Here is a 23,785-nt window from a genome sequence, read left to right on the forward strand (position 1 = left end):
CGCAGCGATGACTGCGTCTCCGCCCAATCCGCCTACCCAACCTCCCAGCCGCACCCAGCGAATCGCTTCCGCCATCCAGCGCCGACTCGCGCGATAGCTACGTAAACACCTGCGCTGCAGCTCATTAGCTGAAGTAGCAGCGCAAGACAACAAGAAAAACAACTGAATAGCGAGGCACACATGTCAACGTCGTACAACGCTGGATCCGCGCGGCTGATCGTCGAACCCGAACTCAAGGCGAACTTCCACGAGCGCGTCAAGTTCCTTGTCGACGCGAAACATGTCGAAGCGAACGTTCAAGTCCTTCCGAACCTGGCCGGGTTCCACCAGCGAGTGCGGAACGGTACCCGAAACATGCCGGCCGTCGAGGTCGACATCACCCCGAACCTCACTGGGCTGCGTAACCGCGTACGTACCCAGTTGCAGGGGATGGAAGCCGACGTCACCGTTCGTGCGGATCTCGATCTGACCAGGGCGCACGCGCAAATGCAGGCATTCCGGGCGTCCATCAGGGACGTCCACATGAACCTGGACATCGACACCGGCGCGGCGATGACTCAGGTCGCAGCTCTGACGGCACAAGTGTTGGCGCTCGAGGCGCTGATTCGTGGCATGCCGCCGATCCCTGCCGGTGGTGGAGGTGGCGGCGCTGGAGGCGGTGCCGGTGCCGCTCTCAGTGGCATTGCTTCCGGTGCAGGTCTGGCGAAGATTGCTTTGGTCGCATTGGGTGCGGTGTCGTTGGTGCCGCTGATCGGCCAACTCGTCCAGGCGGCAGGGGTCGTTGCGCTGCTACCCGCGATGGGTGCGGCTGCAACGGCGACCTTTGCGACGATCGCAGTCGGCGCCACCGGCATCAAGGACGCCTTCGAGGCAGGCAAGGAAGCGGCCAAGAACTCCGCGAAGGAGTCGGCAGCCGCGGCGAAGCAGACCGAGGCTGCTCAGCGCTCTCTGGCCGACGCGATCGACGCGGTAGAGCAGGCGGAGAAGGGCCACACGCGAGCACTGCGTGAGGTTGAGTCCGCGGAGAAGAACAACCGTCGTGCGGTGGCGGACGCGGAACTCGCTCAGAAGTCGCTCACGCAGGCGCGCAAGGCCGCAACCGAGCAGATCGAGGACATGAACCTCGCTCTCAAGCGCAGTTCCCTCGACGAAGAGGACGCGTTACTCGGGGTCCAGGAATCCTGGGAACGACTGGTCGAAGCCCGAAGCTCCGGCGATGCGACCCCAACCCAGCTACGCCGGGCCGATCTCGCGTACCGCCAGCAGGTCCAGCGTCTGACGGAGGTTCGCGAGGCGAACCAGGATCTCCGCGCCGAGGTCGCCGAAGTCAATGCCAAGGGCGTCGAAGGTGCGGACCAGGTCGTCGCTGCTCAACAGGCAGTGGTGGACGCCGATGACCGTGTCGTCGACTCGAAGCAAGCGATCGTCGACGCGCAGGATCGAGTCGCCGAGTCGCAGAGGGGAATTGAGCGGGCACTTGACAACGTGGCGGTCGCTCAGCAGAACCTGAACGACACCATGGCAGCGGGATCGCCGTCCCTCGAAAAGTACAACGAGGCGCTCGCGAACCTTTCACCGAATGCACGGCAGTTCGTCGAGATGACGCGCGGAATGTCCGACGCTTGGAAGGAACTCCGGTTCTCGGTACAAGACGCGCTGTTCGACGGCATGGGGCAGAAGTTCTCGGAGCTCGGCGGCACCTACATGCCGATCCTGACGAACGGTCTGACGGCCCTGGCGGACGTGTTGAACACCAAACTGAAATCGGCCATGGATTGGCTGATGACGGATGGTGTCAAGGACGACATCTCGCAGATTCTCACTAACACGGCAGAAGCGTTGGGGCCGTTGCTAGATGGGCTCGGCAATCTCGGCTCTGCGCTACTGGACCTCTCAGCTGCCGGATCGGATTTCCTCCCGTCCATTACCGGTGCATTCGAGGAGGGGACCGGCAATTTCGCCGAAATGATCCACTCGATGCGCACCACCATCGACGAAAACGGTAAGTCGCAACTGCACAACTTCATGCAGGAAGCGATCGACACGTTCGCTCAAATCTGGCGCATCATCAAGGGAATCGGCGAACTCGCGGGCAACATGTTCGCCGGCTCGGATGAGGTGGGGGAGTCCTGGCTCGACTCGATCGAGTCCACCCTCGATCGCTGGAACGAATTCCTCGGAACGCCCGAAGGTCGCGAAGAAATCAAGAAATTCTTCGAGGACGTCAAGTCGATCGTCGAATCGATCATGGGCATCATCGCCACCTCCGCAGAAATGCTGAAGTGGTTCCGCCCGGCCCGAAGCAGCGACGACAGCGAACAAGGCGACGCACCCGGCAAGGTCCCCGAACAACTCGAACCCGGCCAAGCCAAGCAAGCCGGATGGTTCCGCCAAATCTGGGACTGGGCCGACAACGACACCGATTTCGGCGGCAAGTTCGCCCGCGGCCTCAACTCGTTCTTCGGCTACAACAACGAAACCGAGAAATACGACGGTGGCCTGTGGAACAAGGACCACGGCGGCTGGGGCGGCGCGATCAACCGCGGGCTCAGCGGCGTCGGCGACTTCGTCAGCGGCGGCGCGTGGGACTGGATCGGCGCGAAAGATGGTCAGTCTCCGGCCGCAGCGTTGTGGGAGAAGTCGATCAATGCGGCCAAGGACGCCTGGGACGGATTCACCGGCGCCGTCGGCGACAAGGTCGAGGACACCAAGAAATGGTTCGGTGACGTCAGCTCCAGGATCGGTGAAATCGGATCGTCGGCGATCACCGGTCTACGAGACGGGGCGAAGGCCAAGTGGGACGAACTGTGCTCACGGGTCTCCGACGGTTGGAATAACACCATCCGGCCGGCGTGGGAAACCCTTCGCAACGAAGGCCTCGGTGGACTCGCCAACGATTTCCTGGCGAAGATCACCAACGGCGCCGTCACGGACTGGAAGAACCTTCCATCCGCCATCGGTTCCGGGATCGCGGACATCGTCGAAAAGCACTTCCCGGGATTCCGGGGCGCGCTCGACGAACTGCGAACCTTCTTCGGCGGCATCGTCTCTGCCATCGGTGACATCTGGGACGGATTGAAGGAGCGTCTGGCCGGGCCGATCAACTTCGTCATCGACACCGTGCTCAACAACGGGCTCGGCAAAGCGTGGAACGCCGTCGCGGGACTGCTGGATCTGGAACCGTGGCCGACGATCGATCCAATCGGTGAAGTCGGCGGCAAGGCCGGTGGAAACATCGCAGACCGCATGATCCATCGTCGCGACGGTGGCGCGGTGTTCGGTGCAGGTGGGCCTCGCGACGACAAGATCCCCGCCTGGCTCTCGAACGGCGAGCATGTCTGGACAGCAGCAGAAGTCATGGCTGCAGGCGGTCACGGCGAGGTCGAGCGGATGCGCCGCGAGACCCTGGCCAGCAACTACCGAGACGGGGGTCGGGTCCAGAACAAGGGCCCGGCGAAGTTCGCGCTCGGTGGTGGTGTGATCTTCGGTTCCGACACCGACACCTGGATGGCGCAGGTCATCCAGGACGCGTTCCCGGAAGTGACGATCACGTCCGCTCTTCGCCCCGGCCACTCCGGCTATCACGGCAAGGGTGGTGCCGTCGACATCGATGGTCCGAACAAGCAGGCCTACGCGGACTGGATCTTCCAGGCATATCCGCAATCAGCGCAGCTGATTTGGGGTCCAGGACCGTTGCTCTACAACGTCGGCGGAAACATGATCACCGACCAGGGTCAGCTCTCCAATCAGGTGTACGCCGGTGACTTGCCTGGTCACTGGGATCACGTGCACTGGGCGAACGATTTCCCGCAGGCCGAACTGAGCGACGAGGAAAAGAAGTCGCTGTTCGAACGGTTCACGGGAGCCATCGGCGGGGCGTTCAACATGGTCCGCAATCAGACCGCGAACCTGTTCGAGCTTCCGGTCAAGGGGCTGCGGAAGATGATTCCGGAGTTCTCGGAATTGGGTATGTTCGGGCAGATTCCGCTCGCCGTCTACGACAAGTTGACGGACGCGGCTTTGACGATCGTCCGTGGCAAGTCAGCTACCTCCGGTGGCGGAGATGTCCCGTACGACAAAAACTCTGGCGCCGAACAGTGGCGACCCCTCGTGGAGAAGCTGTTCGACGAAAAGGGTATCGACCGGTCATTGGTCGACAAGTACCTGTACCAGATCCAACGGGAATCCGGTGGTAACCCGAACGCGATCAACGACTGGGACGTCAACGCGCAGAACGGTGTCCCATCGAAAGGTCTCGCTCAGGTCATCGACCCGACGTTCCAGTCGTACAAGGACCCAGGGTTCGACGACATCTGGGATCCGGAATCGAATCTCCGTGCGTCGCTGAACTACCTACTTCGTGACCCGAAGTTCGGTGGGCAAGGTGTCGCAGCGTTGACCGGTGCCGGATACGACCAGGGCGGGGTCTTCAAGGACAAGACCTTCGGGTTCAACCTCTCCGGAAAGCCCGAAGTCGTGTTCACGGACGACCAGTGGCGGTTGCTGCAGCAGTACATCCCGGCCGTGACAGGTCAACCGCTGACCACACCTGAATCGCCGTCGGTAGCACCTGCTCTCGCGGGTGATCCGGCAGCGCCAGTCCCGGGTGCGGCGGCGTTTGATCCCCAGGCGTACATGAACACACGTCTGGACAAGTACGGCAAGGACGTCGGCAAGATCGGTCAGGACGCTCTGCTCGAAATCTTCGGGCTCAAGGGCACTCCCATCGATCCGAACAGCTACTACCGACAGGCGTTCGAGCAGGCGTCGAAGGCCACAGTGCCGTCGGCGGGTGCTGCCCCCGGTCTGACAGCCGGGTCGCAGTACAACGTCGGCACCACCAATCGACCGGACCAGATTTACGCCGGCGACGGCGCTGCCCCGGTCGACCAGTCCACAACCATCAACATTCAGGTCCAGTCCGTCGAAGAGGCATTCGCGAAAGCGAAAACCTATGCGGCGCAGCTGGCCCTGCAGCACGGGGCGAGGTGGAGCTAGTTGTTCGATTCGACAGCCAAGGTGGAAATCTTAGGTTGCGACAGGTAATCCCGGTCGATTAATCCCCCCGATCTCTAATCCCCCCGATCTCATCGCATCCAGCGGTGGGGTCGGGGGCTTGTTGTCGTTTGTGGGGCCCACCGACAAGTGGGACTGCGAGCACACTGTCGGCGGGCCGTGGGCACCGAACCGTTGCCCTAGACGGTGCGCAGTTCAACAGGCCCGCCTCCGGGGGGATGGCACCCGGTCGGCGGGCCGGTACGACGGACCGTGTGGCCGACATCGAACCGCCGCACGTGCGGTATTTCCGCTCGCGCGGACAACCAAACCCCCGGCGAGTTGGGGGGGCTCACCGGAACATGCGGTGGATGCGGTGTGCCGGTGAGCCGTGCACATCGAATCGGCACGATGCGCATTTTGTGAGAGCCCACCCCCAGCGAGTGGACAGCCGGAGGGCAGGCTTTGCGCGGCAGGCCCGCTTCCAGGAGGGTTGCCGCGGCAAGCAATAGGTTCTCAGGCGAGTGACGGCTCAAATTGGTTGCACGAGGGCGGCCCAACCCATTGGGGTGTTTGCATCCTGGTCAATGGGATTAAGCGGCAGCAGTCATCGCACGGAAGTGCCGTGAAAAACTGCTGGGATCGAGGTACTGGAAGCTCTGCGGAGGACGCTTCACGCCGAATGCCGTTGAGAGACAAAGTGGCTGCCGGGGAGTCACGACGTCGCCTACTTTGATGCCGGTTCCAAGCGATTTGCCGTCGAAGTATGCGAAGAATCGGTCCTGCGGTATCCCGGCGACCTGGCGGAACTGCGTCCACAGTTTTCGTGGGTTTAAGGTTTCTTGGCCGGTGACAGAGAATGCGCAGACCACGGCGCTTACGGGCGCAGTTGCATAGACCAGGACGTGGGTAACATCGTCGGCGATGGGGCGCTTGCGGAACTCAACCTGCTTCGACCCGTTCATGATTGCCGTAGCATACTCCGGGTGAATTGACATTAGCGCGACCCGTCCAATTGTCCTCTTACCCAACGCATTCCCCTCTCAGACACCTCAGATATGCTCTGTGGCCAGCCATTGATCAACCCCGCGTGCTGTATTGACTCGCGCGTCCAAGCAGGCTCCAGCGTCCGGTCATAGCGGAACAGTAAGGCCAGTACATCGCGAGGGCCGTCACACATCGTTCGGATTTCATTCGCAGTATAGACGGTTCGAGTTCCGACCCTCTTGATGATCTCTTCGGCCGAGTTGCTGACGAAGGATTCCTCGACGACCCCGACCGTGGTGACCGCTGGCCGGTCACCAGTCCGCTGGAACAGCAACGCATCTCCGGGTTGAACACGGCGCGTAGGAGCGTGACACAGGTATGCCTTTCGGATTGCGTTGCCACACGCTTCATTGCCTTCGAACAGGCCGAGCTCGGTGTCCGCCTCCGGAAGGAGGCGGGTATGAAATCCGTTCCTGATAGGGACCACATGAGCTCGCTCTGGTTGGAAGAATCCCGGCCCATACGTGACCGCTCGCTCAAGTTGGTTCTTCGATTGGTCTCCGGTGACAGGACGCAGGAACTTGCGCATAACCACTTCGCCTCGGATTGTGGTTGCTCCCTCGGACGGCATGAAACCGAAGGCCTCAAGCCATTCGAGTAAATCGACCTTGGTTGGGAGAGCTTCCAAGTACATGTTCGATACACCCAGCCTGCGTGCGTGCCCGATTACGGCCTTCAAAAGAAGCTCACCGCGCTTGGATCCGCGAAACTCATCGGACACTTTAAATGTGCAGATCTTGAGGGTGGGATTTGAAAACCCGTGGGGTCTGTCGATTTCGACCTTGAGTACCCCAATGCCCTCTGGATCGTGCGGATCTCCGAGAACAATGACGTTTCGTTGTTGTGCGCACACCTTCTCGCGCCACCATACGTCGAATTCGTAGTCTTCCCGGAGCGAGTCGAAGATCGCAGCCGACGTGCGGATCTCGTACCCTCTGACGATACGAGTTGAGGGCACAACAGGTTCGGTTGAGACTAGTGGGCGAAGTAACTCGAGTGCTCCTTCGATGGAGAGCGCGGTTTGTAGCCCCGCGCGCCTTGCCCTAGCTCGCATAGTCGAGTCATTCGTCACGAGCCAACTAGCGGCTCCCGCAGCGAGCGCAGATAACACCTCTAGATCAGCGAGATTGTTTCGGCTAATGTCGCCCGGAAACTCCGATCGGATCGCCGCGTTAATATCGATGCGCGGCAACACGTCATACTTCTCAAGTGCACGATTCCTTCGCGCTCGAATGGCGATCCCGGCACTCAACAAGTCCGTTCGTGTCCCATTGCTTACGAGTAGTCGGTACTGCAACCGTTGGGAAAGCCGGATCAGCTCCGAGGCCTGCTCGCCAAATACATGTCCGCCAGCTCCGTGGTCCTCGGCCGCAATAAACACATTTGAGTCGACGAGCAAACTAAGAGGCGCACCAGCGACTGGGGGCGCGATGCCATTGAGACTCGCAGTTTCAAATTTTGAGCCCATGAACTACGCCCTCCCGAAATCGAGTGCGCGTGTCTCCCCAGTCCTATTTCGGAAAGCTTTGCGCGTGAGAGCGTTGCAACGACGAGCTGTTGAATGGTTGCGCGGCGCGGACCGGGATCGAAGAGACATATTCTTCACGCTGACGGAGTCCTGTCGGCCGGGCCTCGGAGGTGTTCGCCGCATCCGCCGGGGCTGATCTTTGTGGTTCGGGAATCATTGCACGCCGCAACCCTGCAGCATCATTCGAATCCGACTTTTCGATCTTGTGCGTCGGCGACTCACCCGGGTTCTGCGTGACTACCTCCCGGGTGAGCGGCGCGCACCGGACGCTATGCGAAAGCGGTTAGTTGAAGTTGATCCGTGCGCCATTGGAGAACATCGAGTCGTGAACCTCGATCCCCGTCGGCACCGCGCCCACGGGGATGTCGAACACCACTCGGGTTGAGCGGGTGATGCCTGGGTTGATGTCGCCGGCGCCCTTGTCGTCACCGTCCAGCCCGAATTCGGCTGAGAAATTGTTGGTGAATTCGCGCCCCTGATCGTCGATCAAGACTTGGTTCGAGCTCGCATAGTACTGCGGCTTATTCGACGTATTCGTGACGTCAACGTAGACGACAACGAACTGGCCCTCCGCTGTCTCGCTGAACCACGACGACTCTCGTCCGATCGTCGTGAGCCCTGACTCGACCTCGGTGACAACGAAGCCGAACTTCCCGTCTCTCACTTCAGTACCGAATCCAGTCACGACTTGCTCTTGCTTCGTCGGCGTTGGTGTCCGTGTTTCCGATTCCGCTTCATCGACGACTGCGGCGGGCACGCGAGTGGTGGAAGAGACTCGGGTAGCTGTCGACCTCGCGCCGTCATTGCTCGTGAGCGCCGAAATGAAGATGCCAACTCCGAGGATTGTCACTCCGATGATGAGCAGTTTCATGCCGAAATTCATCGGCTTTTTTGGTGGCACTCCGGGATGGAATTGTGCAGGCTGGGCGAGGGCGTTTGGCTGAGTCGCGGCGGTCCATTGTTGCCCGTCCCAGTACCGAACAATTGTCGGGTTCTGCGGGTCTGGGTACCAGCCGGGCTGTGAGTTCATCGCTATGTCCTTGCTTGGCCCTGTTGGCAGGGGAAGTGTCAGCAATACATACCAGACGGTTCGGACCGTGTGGAAATTCGTTAGCTTCCCAAGGCACAGCAGTTTCTTGCCTGCGGGGAGACAACTACGTCTTCATCCAGGTCAGACTCCGCTAGTTCCACGCGCGACGAAGGCATGAAATGAACCCATCCACGTCTTTCCAAGACCAACTGACAACATCACCGAACAGTGGCACATCGATTCTGGCGCCACCCGCGAACTCGATGTGCTGAACAGCGGCCCATTCGTGAACTGCCCCGGCACTCGGTCGATCCTCAATCTCGGACAATCCGAATCCCTCGATAGAGGAGACCGGACGAACCCAGCCTTGGATGGATGGTGAGCTCCCCTTGAGTGAACTTTCACCATCCCAATCCTGAAGGCTGCTATTTGCCGTGACGTACGCGACTGAGTTCGTGGTCAGCCACACTGCCCGCCATTCCGTACCACCTTCACTCGACTGAAAGTCCGCCAGCCCAGCCGAAACATCGGCGCCGCTAATCAAAGTCTCCATCGCCTGGTAGACAACGAAGGGCGCACGCCGCCCCCGGGGTGAAAAGCCGTAGTGCCAAACTGCTTCAAGTCTCGCCCTGTCCAGTTTCATGGCTATGACATCTACACGCTCACTCCGACATACTGGAAAACCTCACCCTCCAATAGTTCTCGAAACTCGAAGCATTTGCTCATGCACGTTTGGCAAGCTCGAAGGTTCACCGCGCGGACCTCTCTGTGTCACAGCGATGTCACTAAAGGGTGCGAATTGCTGCGAACCGACACGAACAGCAATAACGACTTACCGCAGGTGAGAAATAGTTTCCTGAACAGCCACGGACATCAAAGGACGGACCGAACCGACTTCCCAAGCTGAATACGCGGGTTCGATTCCCGTCATCGGCTCCACAGATTCTCCGCAGTTCAGAGCCCTTTTGGGGCAGTCGAACTTCGCTTGTTTGGGTCCCAAATCCTGTGACAGGTACACGGCAGGTACACAACCCCCTCCATTCAGTGATCAGTCAATGTGAATCCAACGAAAATGGGGGTGCTAGAGGACCGCGTCTCGGAATTCTGCAGTTCATCGATGCCGTCCGACTGGTCGTGCCCCGGCCTGAATCGGTGTCCATTGCGCGCACTGTCAGGAGAGTGCTGTCGACCTCGAAGCCGATGGTCGCCGGTACCTCGGTTCGTTTGCCGTCCATCAGTGATTCGAGCGCGACTACCAACCGATGGGGTTGGAAACTGTCTCCGCTCGGACTCCGCCCGCTTATCAGTTGAAGTTTTTGAAACCGATCTGCCGTAGCGCACCCGGACACCGGGGACCACAACTCACGCAAGAATGCAGATCTTCTCACAATCACAACTGTGAAAATACCCAAGTCCGTCAAAAATCACCTTCGAAAAGCATCAAGTACGTATTCTTCCTAAGTATCGGACAGCCCTAACCGTAAGTCCCAATGCACGACCATCGCTCTGCACGGATCCGGAGAGCCGGATAAAGCTCGAAGAAATACCCCAGTTTCGAGGACTGTCACATTAGCGTCGTGCTACCTTCCCGAAGATCTTTGGAAACCGGCAGATTGGCCCCAATTCGATAGAAGGCCGTAAGTGTCCAGAGTCGAAACCTCATTCCCCGCAAGCATCGCAGCGTCTTCCCTGGTTATGACGTTCGAACTACGGCTTCTCACGCAACTGCCAAACCGGGCAACTTTGGCGCAGGTGCTTCTGGTGGATCTTGGTTGGTGGACTACAACTCCTCGAATGGCCTCGGATATATCAGGACAGTCACCTCATTCGGTCCAGGCTCGCCGCTTACATTGCAGGTCTCAATTTCGATAGCAGGACATCTGCCCTGTATGCAGTAGCGAATACTGCCGGGCCCTAGACGGAGCGAGGAGGTGAATTCAAATGGATAACGTCCTCTTTGCTATCGTCAACGTGATCGTGGCGATGGCGAACGGTTCCACGATCCCCCTCTCATTAGAAGGCGCAGGGCCACTAACCGCTCCCGACTTGTAGAGAAGATCGGCCGACCGCATGTGGATGACATTTTCAGCTCTGCCTGAAACCTGCATATCAGAAGATGCGTGGATCGTGCGGTGGTCACAAATAGTCGGTCGAGGTCGCCCCGAATAGGATCAGCAACCGAATGTCACAGCGCCGACTGGTTTGATCACGCGAGTGCGCACCGTGAGCAGAATTCACACAGAGGTCGATTAATGTGCATCTGCTGAATCAGCCTTCTCAGCTCCGTTTGATCGAATACGTCTGCTGGCTCGAGTGCCCTTGCCACGGTGAGGCAAGCTACCGATCTCGGACGCGGGCGGGCGCTGTCTCTTGATGTTGATGTTGACCACGATGGACCTGCACCTAGTTGGCACTGACCAATTTAGGTCGTCGAACAGGTAGCCGGTGGAAGCGCTTCGGTCTTCGGCCCGATCACGAGCGGCCGCTATGTGGTGAGAATCGGTCGGTCTCCTCTTGAAATGTAGTCGGCGAATCGCTCAATTCCTGCTTGTGAGAAGCTTCCTCGACCTGCGCGTCTAAGTGCGGCTTCGACGAATGGGAGCGGTTTCCTGCGGTACGTGCGGTAAATGCTGTCTAGTACTGGTTGCAGTGCCCGGCGTGCGAGGTCTGCTGTTTCCGGGTCTGAACCCCCGAATTTCACTGTCACATTCGGCATAGATACCCCTGCTGGTCGAGTGTCCGATTCCCTGGCCGGAAGCGTACGTATCGGGATTGCAAATCAGTACAGAAACACCAAAACGGGGCGCTAAGTCCCTACTTGCGGTGGATACGACTCCGTCTTTGGGTTGACGAAAAGGGGCCCGACCGCGGCGTGCGGTCCGGCTTCTGTTCTACGACTGCGGGTTACGACCGGAAGCCGAGGCTTCTGGTTTCGCCGGCTTCACGTTGGGTGGCGAACTGCCGATGCTGACTGGTGTTTGCGTCAACGCATAGCGAACTCCCATCTACAACGTCCATGCAGAATGTCCCCCGATACATAGTTGCCGCCTTCGACGAGGTGGCCGAATTCATTGAGGCGATATCTACCGGCCACCCGAAGGTGCCCCGTCCGTGGTCGACCACCTAGATCGGCGGTTCCATGGTTCCGAAGAAGCTCAATGCCTGTGCGCAACGCCCCGGGATCTGGAAGTCGTAGCCGGTCTGCATCCAAGCTGTTCCATCAGCCTCTGCGATGAATGTCCCGATAGGCAGCGCTCGGAGACCCAAGTCATCGGTGCCAGATTCCGCGATCTCATTGCCAACATGCCCCACGACGTTCTATGGTTCATTACATGAGTAATGAACCAGTGAACATCGGGCATCGATCATCGTGATCGACGACGGACGACCACTGTTCCAGCAGATCGCCGAGCAGATCGAAGGCTCGATCATCGACGGCTCCCTGCCGGAAGACGGGCAGGTGCCCTCAACCAACGAACTGGCGGCGTTCCACCGAATCAATCCGGCGACGGCAGCCAAGGGCCTCAATCAGCTCGTAGGCGAGGGGATCCTCTACAAGAAACGGGGAATCGGAATGTTCGTCACGGTCGGTGCCCGCGACGCACTCAGGTTCAGACGCCGAGAAGCGTTCGCGCGCCAGTACATCGAGCCGCTGGTCGCGGAGGCCGACCGGCTCCAGATTTCCCTCGGCGAACTCAAATCCATGCTGGACGACAGGAAGGCGGACCGATGAACGCAAGCACGACAACGACCGAGCCCCGAGTCAGGCGTTTCGACGAAACTGAACTTGTCGCCTCGATGCGCTCCGTGGACAGAAAGTACGGGGATGTCGACGCGCTCGCGGACGTCTCGTTCGAGATCAGCCGCAACAAGATCTACGGTCTGCTCGGCCGTAACGGCGCAGGCAAGACGACGATCATGCAGATACTGACCGGGCAGGACCTGCACACCCGCGGCGACGTCGAGGTATTCGGCGCTGCCCCTTTCGAAAATGCCGACGTCCTGGCAAACGTGTGCTTCGTCAAGGAAAGCCAGACGTACCCCGAAGACCTCAAGGTCAAGCACGTACTCGTCGCCGCCGGCCATCTACTCCCGAATTGGGACCACGCGTTCGCCGAGACACTGCTCGACGACTTCCAACTTCCCCTCTGTCGCAAGGTGAAGAAGCTTTCACGCGGCATGCGGTCGGCATTGGGGGTGATCATCGGACTCGCCTCCCGCGCGCCCCTGACGCTTTTCGACGAGCCGTATCTCGGTCTCGATGCCGTTGCACGCCAACTGTTCTACGATCGCCTGCTTGCGGACTACGCCGAACATCCTCGCACTGTGGTGCTTTCGACTCACCTGATCGACGAGGCAGCCAATCTGCTCGAGCACGTGATTGTCGTCGACGGCGGCCGGATTGTCGTCGACGCAGACGCGGATGCACTGCGTAGCCGCGCCGTGGTGGTATCCGGTCCCATTGATGCGGTGGATGCCGTTGCCGCGTCCGGCAGGGTCCTGCGCCGGGAGACACTGGGCGCCCACAGCCGAATCATGTTGCAGGCCGATGTGACAGAGACCGAGCGAAACCGACTGCGGGAGGCGGGAGTCCAAGTGGAACCGGCATCTTTGCAGGAACTTGTCATCGCGACTTCGACGCAGCGCAAGGAGATCACCGTATGAGTATCGCAACGACAGAGCCACGGACGGTCCCGAAGACGCCCGCTCGGTCCAGGATCGGTGCCGTCCTACAACTGCATACGGTCGCGTGGCCGTTGCTGATCGCCTGGCCGGTGGGCATCCTGTTGATCTCGTTCCTGATCAGCTTCACTATCTACGCGATCGTCGGGAACGGGGAGGGTGAAGGATTCACCGGCAGTGTGTTCTCGGTCTACGGTTTCGTGCTGGCGTTCTACCTCCAGTCGATGACGCAGACGTTCCCATTCGCGCTCGGACTGAGCGTGACTCGCCGCGAGTTCTTCACTGCCACCACGGTTATGGCGCTGGCACAGTCCGCAATCTTCGCAATCGCGCTGCAACTGCTGTCAGTGGTGGAGTCCGCCACCAACGGCTGGGGTGTGCACATGCGCATGTTCGGCATCGCACGCTATTTCACCGACAACACCGCCGTACAGTTGCTCGCACTGTTCGCGACGCTGCTGCTGACCAGTTCGATCGCAATGCTGGCAGGTGCTATCTACCAGCGGTGGAGGATAACCGGTCTACTCGCCTCCCTCACTGGGCTTTTCGGCTTGCTCGGCTTGTCAGCGATCGCGATCACCTGGGCTGGGTGGTGGCCGGCGATCGGTTCGTGGTTTGTCGATACTCCCCGAGTGGTACCGATGGCGCTACTCCCTCTGGCCCTTGCCATCGCGTGCATCGCCGGAGCCTGGGCGACGTTGCGTCGAGCAACGCCGTGACCGCACAATCATGTGCGACGGCACATGTCGCGTCGTCTCGAAGTGCTCGTCGGATCAAAACCGTCTAGACAGCTCGTCCTCCTCCCTGAGTCAGGAAGGGGGGGACGAACGTCGCAACAGGACGCTATCTCGTCCCCGATTTGGTCCGCTCTACTGCCGAGCCACCCGCTCCACAAAACTCGAAGCCCGCAGCACCAGTTCATCTTTCCGGTTCTGGCGCGCAGCGGTGGCATCGTAGCCGGCATATGGGAGCGGGGGGTCGTTACGAACATTGGACGAGCACTGGAAGTCTCGGCAGATCAGTGTTCCGACCGTGCTGCCACGTCGACCAGCGGGCCCGGCCAACTTGGCGCCGTAGAAGACGACCTCGTTGGGGAGTCGCGTGTCGCGGCACCAGGAGCACTGGGCGCGCGACCGCGGAGTGGCCTCCGCTTGAACGAGCAAGACTCCGATGGTCTCCCCGTCAAGTGTCGGGACGATCGTGTAGGCGCGTCGGCCCATTTTCGGATCTCGCCAGCCCAGGTAGTCGAGAGCGTCGAAGTCGATGGTGCCGAAGCCGTCCGGCAGGGTGAGATCGGACTTCTCCTTACGACTCGCGTTGACGAGGCTGGAACGAATAGATGTATCGGTCAAAATGATCATGGGTGTATACCAATCGTGGCTCGGTGAAGGTGGGTACAGCTCATGGCCCGATCAGCACCAAGTGCTGTCGGGTCCGAAATGCGCTATCTGCTGCCGGCGAAGACGACGCCGACAACCCCCTCACGCCCATGGGGCGTCACCGTGTACGTATCCACACCGCGATGGTAGCTACAGGCCTGCGTTACAGGCCACTCGATTTATCAGTCACGCCATACCGCCGTGAACTCGTACCAAGGTCCGCCGAGTTGAGTTGCGGAGAAATCATCGAACCCCGATGGTGGGCCGCTGGGCGAGTACACCCACCCACTCGAGGTGATGAACATGCTGTCGTTGTCGATGAAGTAGACCTCATCCGGCCGCACGACATGGGCACTACTGATATCGAACTGGCCGATCTCGAGCTCTTCCACGGTCGATTCAGGCTGCTCCAAAAGACCAATCGCGATGGTCTCGAACTCTCCGCTCTTGTCGAGGAAAGTTGCCGGCGGCATCAACAACGCCAGAGCGACTGCAGCGATGACGGCGATCGGGGAGGGCAGAATCCACCACGACCACCGCCGGTCCTGGCCAAGGACGTAGAGGGTGCGGATCGCCCACACCAGACCGACCACGATCAAGATGAGCAGCGCCGCAGCGCTGACGAGGAAGGGATCCAACCATCTGTACTCCCCGAACGGCGAAGGCCACCAACCGTAATGCCGGCAGACCAACGCAATGAGCGGAACAACGGTGAATGCCAAAAGAATCGGCCCCGGTGGCTTGGACGACTCCGGAGGGTCAGCTACCAACCATTCACCCAGCGACTTCGGCCTTCTCATCACCCCACCGTATCTGCAGGTCATGGCAAACTCAGCTACACGGCGAATACCTTTGCAGTACAAGCACTCTCGTTCCACTCACAACAACCAACGCAGCGATCGGCACTCTCGCCGCAACCGACACAGATGGACAAACCTCACAATTCGCAGATTCAACGTGCCGATCATGCGACAATCGGACGGTGAACGAGACCGCGAGTGGAGTTTCGCACCCGCACCGACCGCGACTGCTGAGCGTCGGCGTCCTACTCTCCGCCGCCCTCCTGTGGTCCACTCCCCTCGCCGCCGCCGCGCCCACCGAACCTGGGCCGGTCAGTTGCATATCATTCGGAACCGCCCAACTGCCACCAGGTGCGCCCTCCGGTGGAGGTCGAGTCGGGTTGGCAAACCTACCGACATTCACCGGTTCAACCGCCCCCAGCTCGGTCCAGATCCGCACGCCAACTACGCAATTCAATCGTTTCTGGGACTTCGCGCTAGTCGACCACGACTTACTCGCTCGGCCGCGAGAGACAGGCGCATCAACGGCTCAACCGTGGCGTTTCGTGCCGATGCCCGAGTGCCTGCGTGGACGACTGGTCGGGATATCACTGGACGACGACGAACTCGTCGCGGTCGACGACAACGGCTGGATCTACACGATGGACAACGCATCCCAGGATCCGCTGGTGTGGAATTGGACCTCGGCATGGGGCGCACCGCTGTGGAGCGGTCCCGGCCGACAACTCCCCGGAGACCACCCGAACGGGTGGGCACTGAGCGTCTCGTCGCCTTGGGACAACCAAACTTTCACCGACGTCGCAGGACGGATTCACTTCGTCGGACTCGCCAAGATGACGATGATCCCCACGTTGACCGGGGACGGCAGCCGGATAACCTACGCGGACCCGTGGCTGCCCAACGACGACAGCTACGAGATCGGCGGCCCGCTCGGCGGGCGATTCCAGGCGGACTCGCTGTCGGCGGCCGGATCAACCACTTTCGTGATGAACAAGTACGGCGACATATACACCCGCACATTTGATTTCGATTCTTCGGGATCGGACTCGATCTTCTTCCGCTACAGCTGGGAAGATCAGTCGGACAAGCCGTCGGCACCCAACCTCGTGGCCGAAACACTGGACCGCAGCACCGCCGCGATCCAACTTCCGGCCCCCGACTGGGTGCACCAGCCCAAAATTCCCGGTGAAGTTACATCCGCGATCAGTGTGCACTCACTCGGTCCCGGCCCGAACCGGCGGGAGTTGCGTGTCGAGGGTCTCCGCGGCGCCGAATCCGGCTTCTGGCACAAGGATCTCGTCGGCGGCGACTGGGAGTTCACACCGACCGGCGCGTCCCTCCTCGGCACACTGATCGAAAACGCGCCGACAGACCGGTCGACGGATACCCTGTCCCCCGCTGCCCCCTGGCACTTGTCCACGACCTTGCCCGCCCGCGACGGTGCCATCGACGGTCAGACTCTGATCGACATCGGGTTTCCGTACTCTGTGGTGGATCCGCGCATGCTCGACGCGATCGGCCAGCACGCACAACCGTCCGGATACCGACTGGACGTGGACCATTTCGACCCGGTCACCACCACGCGGACCGCGACCGTGACTGCACCGGATGGCACGGTTCTTCCGATCGTCCTGCACACCGCCGACGGACTACGGATGGCTCCCCGCGCATCCGGCCTCGATGCCGATCCTCGCCACCTCGTCGGGGCAATCGAGATCCCGTCGGACGCGTACGCGGATCGGGCATCGAACCCCGCTCTGGACGCGTTCGTGCAGGACTGGATGCGCGGAAACCCCATTGCCGCGATCACGCTCAGCGCCACCGACCACGACTTGGTGATCCGCTAGCCGAAACCAGCGCCGTCCACCGTGTCGCCTCGATTAGGCTCAGTAGATGGTCGACACCACACCCGACGTGCCGATATCACCCGTCGACGCTGCGAGCTTCCAGCTCGGTGTGCACGTCCAGCCCTACCTGGTCACTATTGCCGGACTGCTCGCTCCTGGTGGCTTCGTCGATCGAGACGGTCGACCTGATCTAGTGCGACTTCACCGCACTCTCGCCGCTCACATCGCGCAGGAGCCGTTACTGCGGCAGCGACCGATCATACGGAACGGGTCATGGTGGTGGACGGAAAACGACATCGACTTCGACCTCCATCTCTCGCTTGACGAACGCGGGCCTACAGAACCCGACTTCGAATCCGTCTGTGGTCGACTCGTGATGCAACCCCTCGACACCACCCGACCGTTGTGGCACATCGCCTTTGTTCCTGCAGCTCGACCGGGTCTGTGCGGCATCGTCATCCGAGTGCATCATGCGGTTCTCGACGGTGCCAGAGCCAGCGACCTTTTCGAGCGCTTGTTCGCCTCACCTGATTCGAAAAGAACCGATCCGGGCGCTCCCGTGCCGAACATCCCTCCGAAGGCCGCCGGTTCCCTCGACCTCCTCCGATTTCGAATCGGTACTTTCCTGCACCGGCCAATCCGATCACGGGTGTTGCTGGGCGCCATTGGTCCCACGAGATCGATCTCGACCGTCAACGTCCGCACTTCTCTGATCGAGCATGCCGCGCAGCAAGCGGGAGGCACTTTGAACGATGCCTATCTCGTTGCGGTGGGCGGCGGACTGCGATTCATCCTCCAAGAATGCGGCGAGCCCATCCCCAAGTCGATTGCGGTATCGGTACCCGTCGCAGTCACAGCGATCGGTAGCGCACGCAATGCCGTCGGGTTCATGATCATCGACCTTCCACTTCGTGAAACCGACCCACAACGCACAGTCGCGATCGTCGCGAAGCAAACCGCTGCGGCCAAACCTTCCGCACGCGCTGCGGGAACAACCTTTCGGTCACCGCGTATCGCCGGCATTTTCGACAAGCTCGCAAAGCGGCAGCACATGATCGGTGCAGTCGTGTCCAACGTCCATGGACCGCGCGGCCCGCTCACGCTCGACGGGGCAGCGCTAGTCGAACTCTGGCCTCTGGGCCCGTTGGCGGGCAATGTCCGCGTCGGCTTCACCGCAGCGTCCTACAACGACACATTCTGGATCGGAATCCAGGCCGATGCCGAGCATCTCCCACCTGCAAGCAAGATCGCCCGAGCCGTCGAACGGACTCTCGACGAAATAGCCGGCACTGCACACTGACTGGATCTACTGCCACTATCCGATGCACCTCGCCGCTTGGGCAACGGATACTGTCGAGACGTCTCGACAACATCTCCACTGATTCGAGCCTGCAAGCCGGTGTCGTCACGACACGATCGTCACGAGGAAGGCGAAAGATGTTCACACCTGCAGAATTCGGCAAGGTCTCGGTACTGGTTCCTGAGAACGGTGGTGCCGTCCCCTACGGGAACACCGTGGTAGTGCACGGATCTGAAAGCACGCTCGTGATCGACCCTTCGCTCTCCCTCGACCGCGATCCCGTCGGCGCAGACCTCGTATTCGTCAGCCACGGGCACGAGGACCACATCGCCGGACTACGCCATTTCGACACCCCGGCCTATGCGCACCATCTCGACGCACCCGCAGTCGCATCCCTCGACACGATGCTCACCAATTACGGCCTTCCTCCGAACGAACGAGTCGAGGTCCAGCAGTCGATCGCTACGCAATACGGCATACCCCCGACCCACGAGAACGTGTCGGGGATCGCGGGCGGCCACGCCTTCGACCTGGGCGACCGCACTGCGACGGTCATTCATTTGCCAGGGCACACCCGCGGACACTGCGGGGTCCTCGTTGAACCCGACGGCTTCTTCTACGTCGCCGACATCGATCTCACCTCCTTCGGCCCGATGTACGGCGACCTGGGTAGCAGCGTCAACGACTTCCTCGACTCCATCGACCACGTCGCAACGATCGACGCACGCTGGTACGGAACATTCCATCAGAAGGGCGTGGTCGAGGGCAGCGACGAGTTCCGTCGCCGGTTGTCCGCATACCGCGACAAATTACTGAGCCGCGAAGACCGTCTCATCCAATTCCTCGGCGAACCAAAACTCTTGGAAGACATAGTCGCTCATCGACTCGTCTACCGCCCCCACGTATCGGCCCCGTACGTCGACGCCGTCGAACGACGGACAGCTCAGCTACACCTCGAACGACTCATCGCATCCGGTGCCGTCACAGTAGACGAAGACAAGGTGTTTCGCCGGACCCTCTGACATCCCTGGCAAACTGATCGCGCCATTTCGGATACTTCCGAAAATCGGACCGAAGTTCACCGAAAAAATCTGGCACTCGAGGTTGCAGAGTGCCAGATTGGCTGGTTATCATGTTCTCGCACAGTGAGTTCGGTTGCCGTCGAGGTGACGGCGACCTTTCTTAGACGATACGGGAGGTGTGTTGCTGTGCTTCGTTTCGATCCTTTCACCGACATCGACGCGATCACCAAGTCCCTGCTTGCCACCGGAACCGGCAGCAGCCGAAGTCCACGCTTCATGCCGATGGACCTCTACAAGATCGATGACCACTACGTCCTTCACGCCGATCTTCCCGGCGTCGACCCAGGATCAGCGGACGTACAGGTAGACGGCTCGACCCTCACCCTGACCGCGCACCGCAGCGCCATTTCCGAAGAGGGAGTGACGTGGCTGGCCGGTGAGCGTTTCACAGGAACATACAGAAGGCAGCTGTCCATCAGTGAGGACATCGATTCCGAACGGATCGTCGCCTCATACGACAACGGCGTGTTGACCGTGACCTTGCCGATCGCAGAGAAGGCGAAACCGCGGCGGATCGAAATCTCGTCGGGGCCGCCGTCCCGCACCGCAAACTCCGAGGTGAAAACCCAAGGACAGATCGAAGCCTGACCTGAACGGCTTGGCACGAAATCGACTGTACGAGAGCCTTTCATCCAGGAGGTCCACAATGCTCGCGCCAATCATGGCCCCCGCCGCAGCTCTGGCTGAACCGGTCGTCTGGAACGAAGACCCGCAGCGGCAAGGCTGGTGGAAGCGCATCCTCGCGGCCACCCCGCCCGAGAACCCCACCAACGAAGAATTTCAACCCTGACAAAACCAGACCGTGTTCGCCGAATACGGTCACCCACAAATGAATTGATGCCTTCCGTCCGTCCACCGAGGCGGACGGACGGCATTTACAGGCGCTCTACACACGTTCAGCTCGATGAAGCATTCCGGCCGAACCGAAGAGCCATCACCTGCAGCAGGTCAGGAACCGCCCGAAATGGGCGAAGCAGGACGAAACGCTCAGACAACAAGGACGAAGCTCGCCGCCACCTGCCAACCGTGACTCGTACGGTTGAAATGTAGACGTCAGTGACTCCGCTGACGCTTACCGGCCTCGTCGGTCCCCTGAATTGTGTGGCCGTCGAGGTCGTATCATGTCGATATCCAAACTGAAAGTGGTCAGCGTTGGGATTGCTCATCCCACTGAGCCCCTTTTCTGTCGTGGCTACTCGTCGAACATCTCCACCTCGGACTGTTTTGGGCGACCGGTGCCTGGATCCTGATTCTCGCCATCCCGATCGTCGACGTCGCAGTGGGTGCAGACAGCCACAGCCCGCCCGCCAACGCGATCGCGGCATTGCAGAATGACCGCTACGGACACTTCTACATCGAGCACAATCACGGTCACCACGTCAAAGTCGCGACACCGCACGATCCGGCCAGTGCCCGCTTCGGGGAATCCTTCTGGATGTTTCTGCCCCGCAGTCCATTCGAGCGGCTGAAGTCGGGTTGGCGGATCGAATCGGCACGTCTGCGCCGAAACAGCCTGACGAATTTGGGAGCGCAGCATTTGTCATTTGCCATCACAGCGTTGATTCGCGCTCGCCAATGTCATCGAGGATCAAGAACTCGATCTTCGCTCGCTCCCCGTCCGCATCGAAGTCGTTGTCGCGGTCTGAGACACGCGTGATCAGTTCCGTCAGTGCCGCATGGATCGTCGTGTACAGAAATGCACGCGGGTCGGACACCCCCATCACGTCGTCAGTGTTCATCTGTACCTGCGCCGTAGCGGTACGCCTGCCCAGAAACACACGCGGAAGCCGGATCCCGGTCGGATCGGTCACCACGGAGATGTCGCCACCAACGACAACAAACAGATCGAAGTCGTACTGCATCGCGATGCCCCTCAGCCGGTGTCTGAGCCGAGTCAACTCCTCGATGAAGTCAAGCGGCACCGACGGTCCACCGAATACTGTCCTGAACGTGACCCCGCGAGTCATCGATCTGCCCCCTTTACGAATCATCCATTTCAGGATCGAGGGCCATACCCTCTGTGTCCCCCACGCCAAGTGCTCGGGCATATCGACCGGCATACCGCTCCAGTGCGACTGCTGAATCGGCCTCACCTTCCCATTGATCCGGAATCGCGGTGCCGTCACACGTTGTTCGCGACACTTGCGCTTCGGAGAACTCGACAGCGGTCCGGGTGAAGGAACACCGCACAAAACTCGTGGCCGCCGAGAATCGTGCGCCGCCGAAAGTGCACTCCACGAATGAGGTATCGGCGAACTGCGCACCAGTCAGGTCTGTGTCGTCGAATGCGCATCGTTCGAACACAGTATTGGGCACGGAGCGGAGCCCGCGTGCTTTGGCTCCAGTGAAATCGCAATCGACGACCCTCGGTCCGAGCGCCACACGCGAGAGCGCAGCACCCCGGAAACTGCACCGTTCGAGTCGGCGATTGAAACGGGGCTGTCCGGTCAGTGCCACGAAATCGAAACGGCAGTCGAATAATTCGGATTCGAAGACGGAGATCGAACCCCGAGCGAAACTCAGATCAATCCGTTCCAACGTGAGATACCGAATGTCCAATCCAGCGCTACCCGCTGTCAGGCCACGCACATCGATCAGCCCGTCATCGGTCTCCGCCCGTGGGGAGACGAGAGTGTGGGGAGGCTTGACGATCCGCGACTGATCGAGCAATTGCGCCCGTAAATTATCGACGTCCTCATCTGACCAACGTCGACGTAAAGAGGTGATCGCGGACCGGTTCACGGGCTCAATAGTATCGGCAAGATCCCCAGCGATTGGCTGCGGCTGTCCGAGAAGCGAACCACCACGCATCAGTACTTCGGTAGGAATCACTTCTCGGAGCGCGCAAAACAGCCGGACCGTGAAATGCACGGCCCGGCTGCAGCGCTCACGCGCACGAAGTGGAACTCGGAGTCAACTGGGGTACTGAAACCGGTCGTGTACGAGCCGTTGACTCATCTCCGGATCAGTATCGAATTATCCACTCTCACAAGTTGATCACGTCGCCCACAAGGATCTGATCGGGATTGACGATCTGCGGATTCATGTCCCACACCTGCTGCCAGGTGAGACCTCGTTCTGTCGCGAGGTCGAACAATGTATCACCGGCTGCAACGACTACCTTTGAGCCGGACGCTGGAGTCTCCGACTCCGGAATGCTTTCTACCGGTACAGATTCGGATGCCTCAGAGTAGACAACGGGAGCAGGCGCCGGTTCCGGTGCAAATTCGGGTGCTACGTCCTGTGCCGGCGCGGGCGCGGGCGCGGGCGCGGGAACAATACTCGACCCGGTATCGCACGCCCCGATCGAACTCAGGAAGGACATGGGATCGACGGCGCCTCCACTGTGAATGCGGAGATGCAGATGTGGACCGGTGGAGCTACCGGTGTTACCCGTTGCCCCGATCTCGTCGCCTACCTCGACGTGTTGCCCCACACCGACCCATGTTTCGGAGAGGTGGCCCATCTGAATCTGCTCGCCACTGTCCGCTTCCAACTGGATGTACGTTCCATATCCACCCGGATCATTGGGTCCGGCAACAGAAATCGTGCCCGATGTGGGCGCGTGGAGCGCGGTGCCGACGTTGACAGCGAAGTCGACTCCGTCATGTCCCGCGTGGTAACCCTGCGAAAGTGATCCGCTCACCGGCCACTCCCAATTGCAACTCGCCGACCAGCCCTGCGCACCGGCGGTACCTGCATTGGCTACTGCTCCGGCCCCCACAAGGGCGCCCAGTCCCGCAGTTACGGCGATGAATCGTTTTGTGCTGGAAGGCTTGTGTTTTCTGTGCTTACTCATGTTTTCCTTGACTGATGTGCTCGGAGCAGGTGCAGGCTCTACCCGCAGACAGCACTCAATACGTGCTGAGCTACTTGGTGTATCGCACCAAGACTCCGTTGGAGTGAAATTTTCGGATCGCGCCATGGAGAGAGGTACGGTGACCGCTCTCGAACGCGGGCGCGCGCATAGACCCGCAGGTCTGTATCTCCTGGTGACAGCACAGGAGATACGGGTTCTACATCGAGGCAGTGCCTGAATCGATCGTTGATCGAGGACTACGAATGCCGGAACAAACCGAAGGCTTCTCATTCGA

At 60.2% G+C, this 23,785-nt stretch carries 17 protein-coding genes and 2 pseudogenes; 10 read left to right on the top strand and 9 right to left on the bottom strand.

The window, feature by feature from the left end; all coding sequences use genetic code 11:
* Positions 1-180 precede the first annotated feature (180 nt).
* Complete coding sequence (locus ACYP01_RS20965; protein ID WP_459682151.1) at positions 181-4,998, top strand: transglycosylase SLT domain-containing protein; 4,818 nt, start codon at positions 181-183, stop codon at positions 4,996-4,998.
* Between the two features lie 590 nt (positions 4,999-5,588).
* Here ACYP01_RS20965 and ACYP01_RS20970 read toward each other — a convergent pair.
* The 4 genes and pseudogenes from ACYP01_RS20970 to ACYP01_RS20985 all read right to left on the bottom strand — a co-directional run.
* The gene (locus ACYP01_RS20970; RefSeq protein ID WP_459682153.1) at positions 5,589-5,960 is read right to left on the bottom strand and encodes a hypothetical protein; all 372 of its coding nucleotides are present in this window, start codon (positions 5,958-5,960) and stop codon (positions 5,589-5,591) included.
* 32 nt (positions 5,961-5,992) lie between these two features.
* Positions 5,993-7,510, bottom strand: coding sequence for a GNAT family N-acetyltransferase (locus tag ACYP01_RS20975; protein WP_459682156.1), 1,518 nt, complete (start codon positions 7,508-7,510; stop codon positions 5,993-5,995).
* A gap of 343 nt (positions 7,511-7,853) precedes the next feature.
* The gene (locus ACYP01_RS20980; protein ID WP_459682244.1) at positions 7,854-8,441 is read right to left on the bottom strand and encodes a DUF4352 domain-containing protein; all 588 of its coding nucleotides are present in this window, start codon (positions 8,439-8,441) and stop codon (positions 7,854-7,856) included.
* A gap of 57 nt (positions 8,442-8,498) precedes the next feature.
* Positions 8,499-8,600: pseudogene (locus tag ACYP01_RS20985) on the bottom strand (DUF2510 domain-containing protein); the annotation flags it as partial.
* A 3,370-nt stretch (positions 8,601-11,970) separates the two neighbouring features.
* Between ACYP01_RS20985 and ACYP01_RS20990 the strand changes: the two are divergent.
* From ACYP01_RS20990 to ACYP01_RS21000, 3 genes are read left to right on the top strand one after another with little or no spacing between them, the layout of a single operon-like run.
* The gene (locus tag ACYP01_RS20990; protein WP_007726518.1) at positions 11,971-12,333 is read left to right on the top strand and encodes a GntR family transcriptional regulator; all 363 of its coding nucleotides are present in this window, start codon (positions 11,971-11,973) and stop codon (positions 12,331-12,333) included.
* The gene (locus ACYP01_RS20995) at positions 12,330-13,265 is read left to right on the top strand and encodes an ABC transporter ATP-binding protein (RefSeq protein ID WP_459682159.1); all 936 of its coding nucleotides are present in this window, start codon (positions 12,330-12,332) and stop codon (positions 13,263-13,265) included. Before ACYP01_RS20990 ends, ACYP01_RS20995 begins: the two co-directional genes overlap by 4 nt.
* Positions 13,262-14,002 carry an ABC transporter permease gene (locus ACYP01_RS21000; protein ID WP_459682161.1) on the top strand — a complete coding sequence of 247 codons (741 nt, stop codon included), beginning with the start codon at positions 13,262-13,264 and terminating at the stop codon, positions 14,000-14,002. The genes ACYP01_RS20995 and ACYP01_RS21000 overlap by 4 nt, the downstream gene beginning before the upstream one ends.
* Before the next feature lie 150 nt (positions 14,003-14,152).
* On the opposite strand, the gene ACYP01_RS21005 is transcribed toward ACYP01_RS21000, so the two are convergent.
* Together ACYP01_RS21005 and ACYP01_RS21010 are read right to left on the bottom strand one after the other, a co-directional pair.
* Positions 14,153-14,644: an FBP domain-containing protein gene (locus ACYP01_RS21005; RefSeq protein ID WP_459682163.1), complete on the bottom strand. Its 492-nt coding sequence runs from the start codon at positions 14,642-14,644 to the stop codon at positions 14,153-14,155.
* A 200-nt stretch (positions 14,645-14,844) separates the two neighbouring features.
* Positions 14,845-15,462: a DUF1109 domain-containing protein gene (locus ACYP01_RS21010; protein WP_459682165.1), complete on the bottom strand. Its 618-nt coding sequence runs from the start codon at positions 15,460-15,462 to the stop codon at positions 14,845-14,847.
* 551 nt (positions 15,463-16,013) lie between these two features.
* Between ACYP01_RS21010 and ACYP01_RS21015 the strand changes: the two genes are divergently transcribed.
* The 6 genes and pseudogenes from ACYP01_RS21015 to ACYP01_RS21040 form a co-directional block, all read left to right on the top strand.
* The gene (locus ACYP01_RS21015) at positions 16,014-17,309 is read left to right on the top strand and encodes a hypothetical protein (protein ID WP_459682247.1); all 1,296 of its coding nucleotides are present in this window, start codon (positions 16,014-16,016) and stop codon (positions 17,307-17,309) included.
* A 46-nt stretch (positions 17,310-17,355) separates the two neighbouring features.
* A complete protein-coding gene (locus ACYP01_RS21020; RefSeq protein WP_459682167.1) occupies positions 17,356-18,609 on the top strand; it encodes a wax ester/triacylglycerol synthase domain-containing protein in 1,254 nt (417 codons plus the stop codon).
* Positions 18,610-18,746: 137 nt separating this feature from the next.
* A complete protein-coding gene (locus ACYP01_RS21025; protein ID WP_003943725.1) occupies positions 18,747-19,631 on the top strand; it encodes an MBL fold metallo-hydrolase in 885 nt (294 codons plus the stop codon).
* Between the two features lie 186 nt (positions 19,632-19,817).
* Positions 19,818-20,279 carry an Hsp20/alpha crystallin family protein gene (locus ACYP01_RS21030; RefSeq protein WP_459682169.1) on the top strand — a complete coding sequence of 154 codons (462 nt, stop codon included), beginning with the start codon at positions 19,818-19,820 and terminating at the stop codon, positions 20,277-20,279.
* Between the two features lie 58 nt (positions 20,280-20,337).
* Positions 20,338-20,481, top strand: coding sequence for a hypothetical protein (locus ACYP01_RS21035; protein ID WP_193595562.1), 144 nt, complete (start codon positions 20,338-20,340; stop codon positions 20,479-20,481).
* A 362-nt stretch (positions 20,482-20,843) separates the two neighbouring features.
* Positions 20,844-21,198 (top strand): annotated as a pseudogene (locus ACYP01_RS21040) (alkane 1-monooxygenase); the annotation flags it as partial.
* Positions 21,199-21,241: 43 nt separating this feature from the next.
* On the opposite strand, the gene ACYP01_RS21045 reads toward ACYP01_RS21040, so the two are convergent.
* From ACYP01_RS21045 to ACYP01_RS21055, 3 genes are all read right to left on the bottom strand, one after another.
* The gene (locus tag ACYP01_RS21045) at positions 21,242-21,553 is read right to left on the bottom strand and encodes a hypothetical protein (RefSeq protein ID WP_459682254.1); all 312 of its coding nucleotides are present in this window, start codon (positions 21,551-21,553) and stop codon (positions 21,242-21,244) included.
* Between the two features lie 118 nt (positions 21,554-21,671).
* Complete coding sequence (locus tag ACYP01_RS21050; RefSeq protein WP_459682172.1) at positions 21,672-22,502, bottom strand: pentapeptide repeat-containing protein; 831 nt, start codon at positions 22,500-22,502, stop codon at positions 21,672-21,674.
* Positions 22,503-22,677: 175 nt separating this feature from the next.
* Positions 22,678-23,490 (bottom strand): peptidoglycan DD-metalloendopeptidase family protein, encoded by an 813-nt coding sequence (locus ACYP01_RS21055; RefSeq protein ID WP_232319028.1) that lies wholly within the window; start codon positions 23,488-23,490, stop codon positions 22,678-22,680.
* Between the last annotated feature and the right edge of the window lie 295 nt (positions 23,491-23,785).

This window comes from Rhodococcus sp. no. 34 (genome assembly GCF_054589475.1).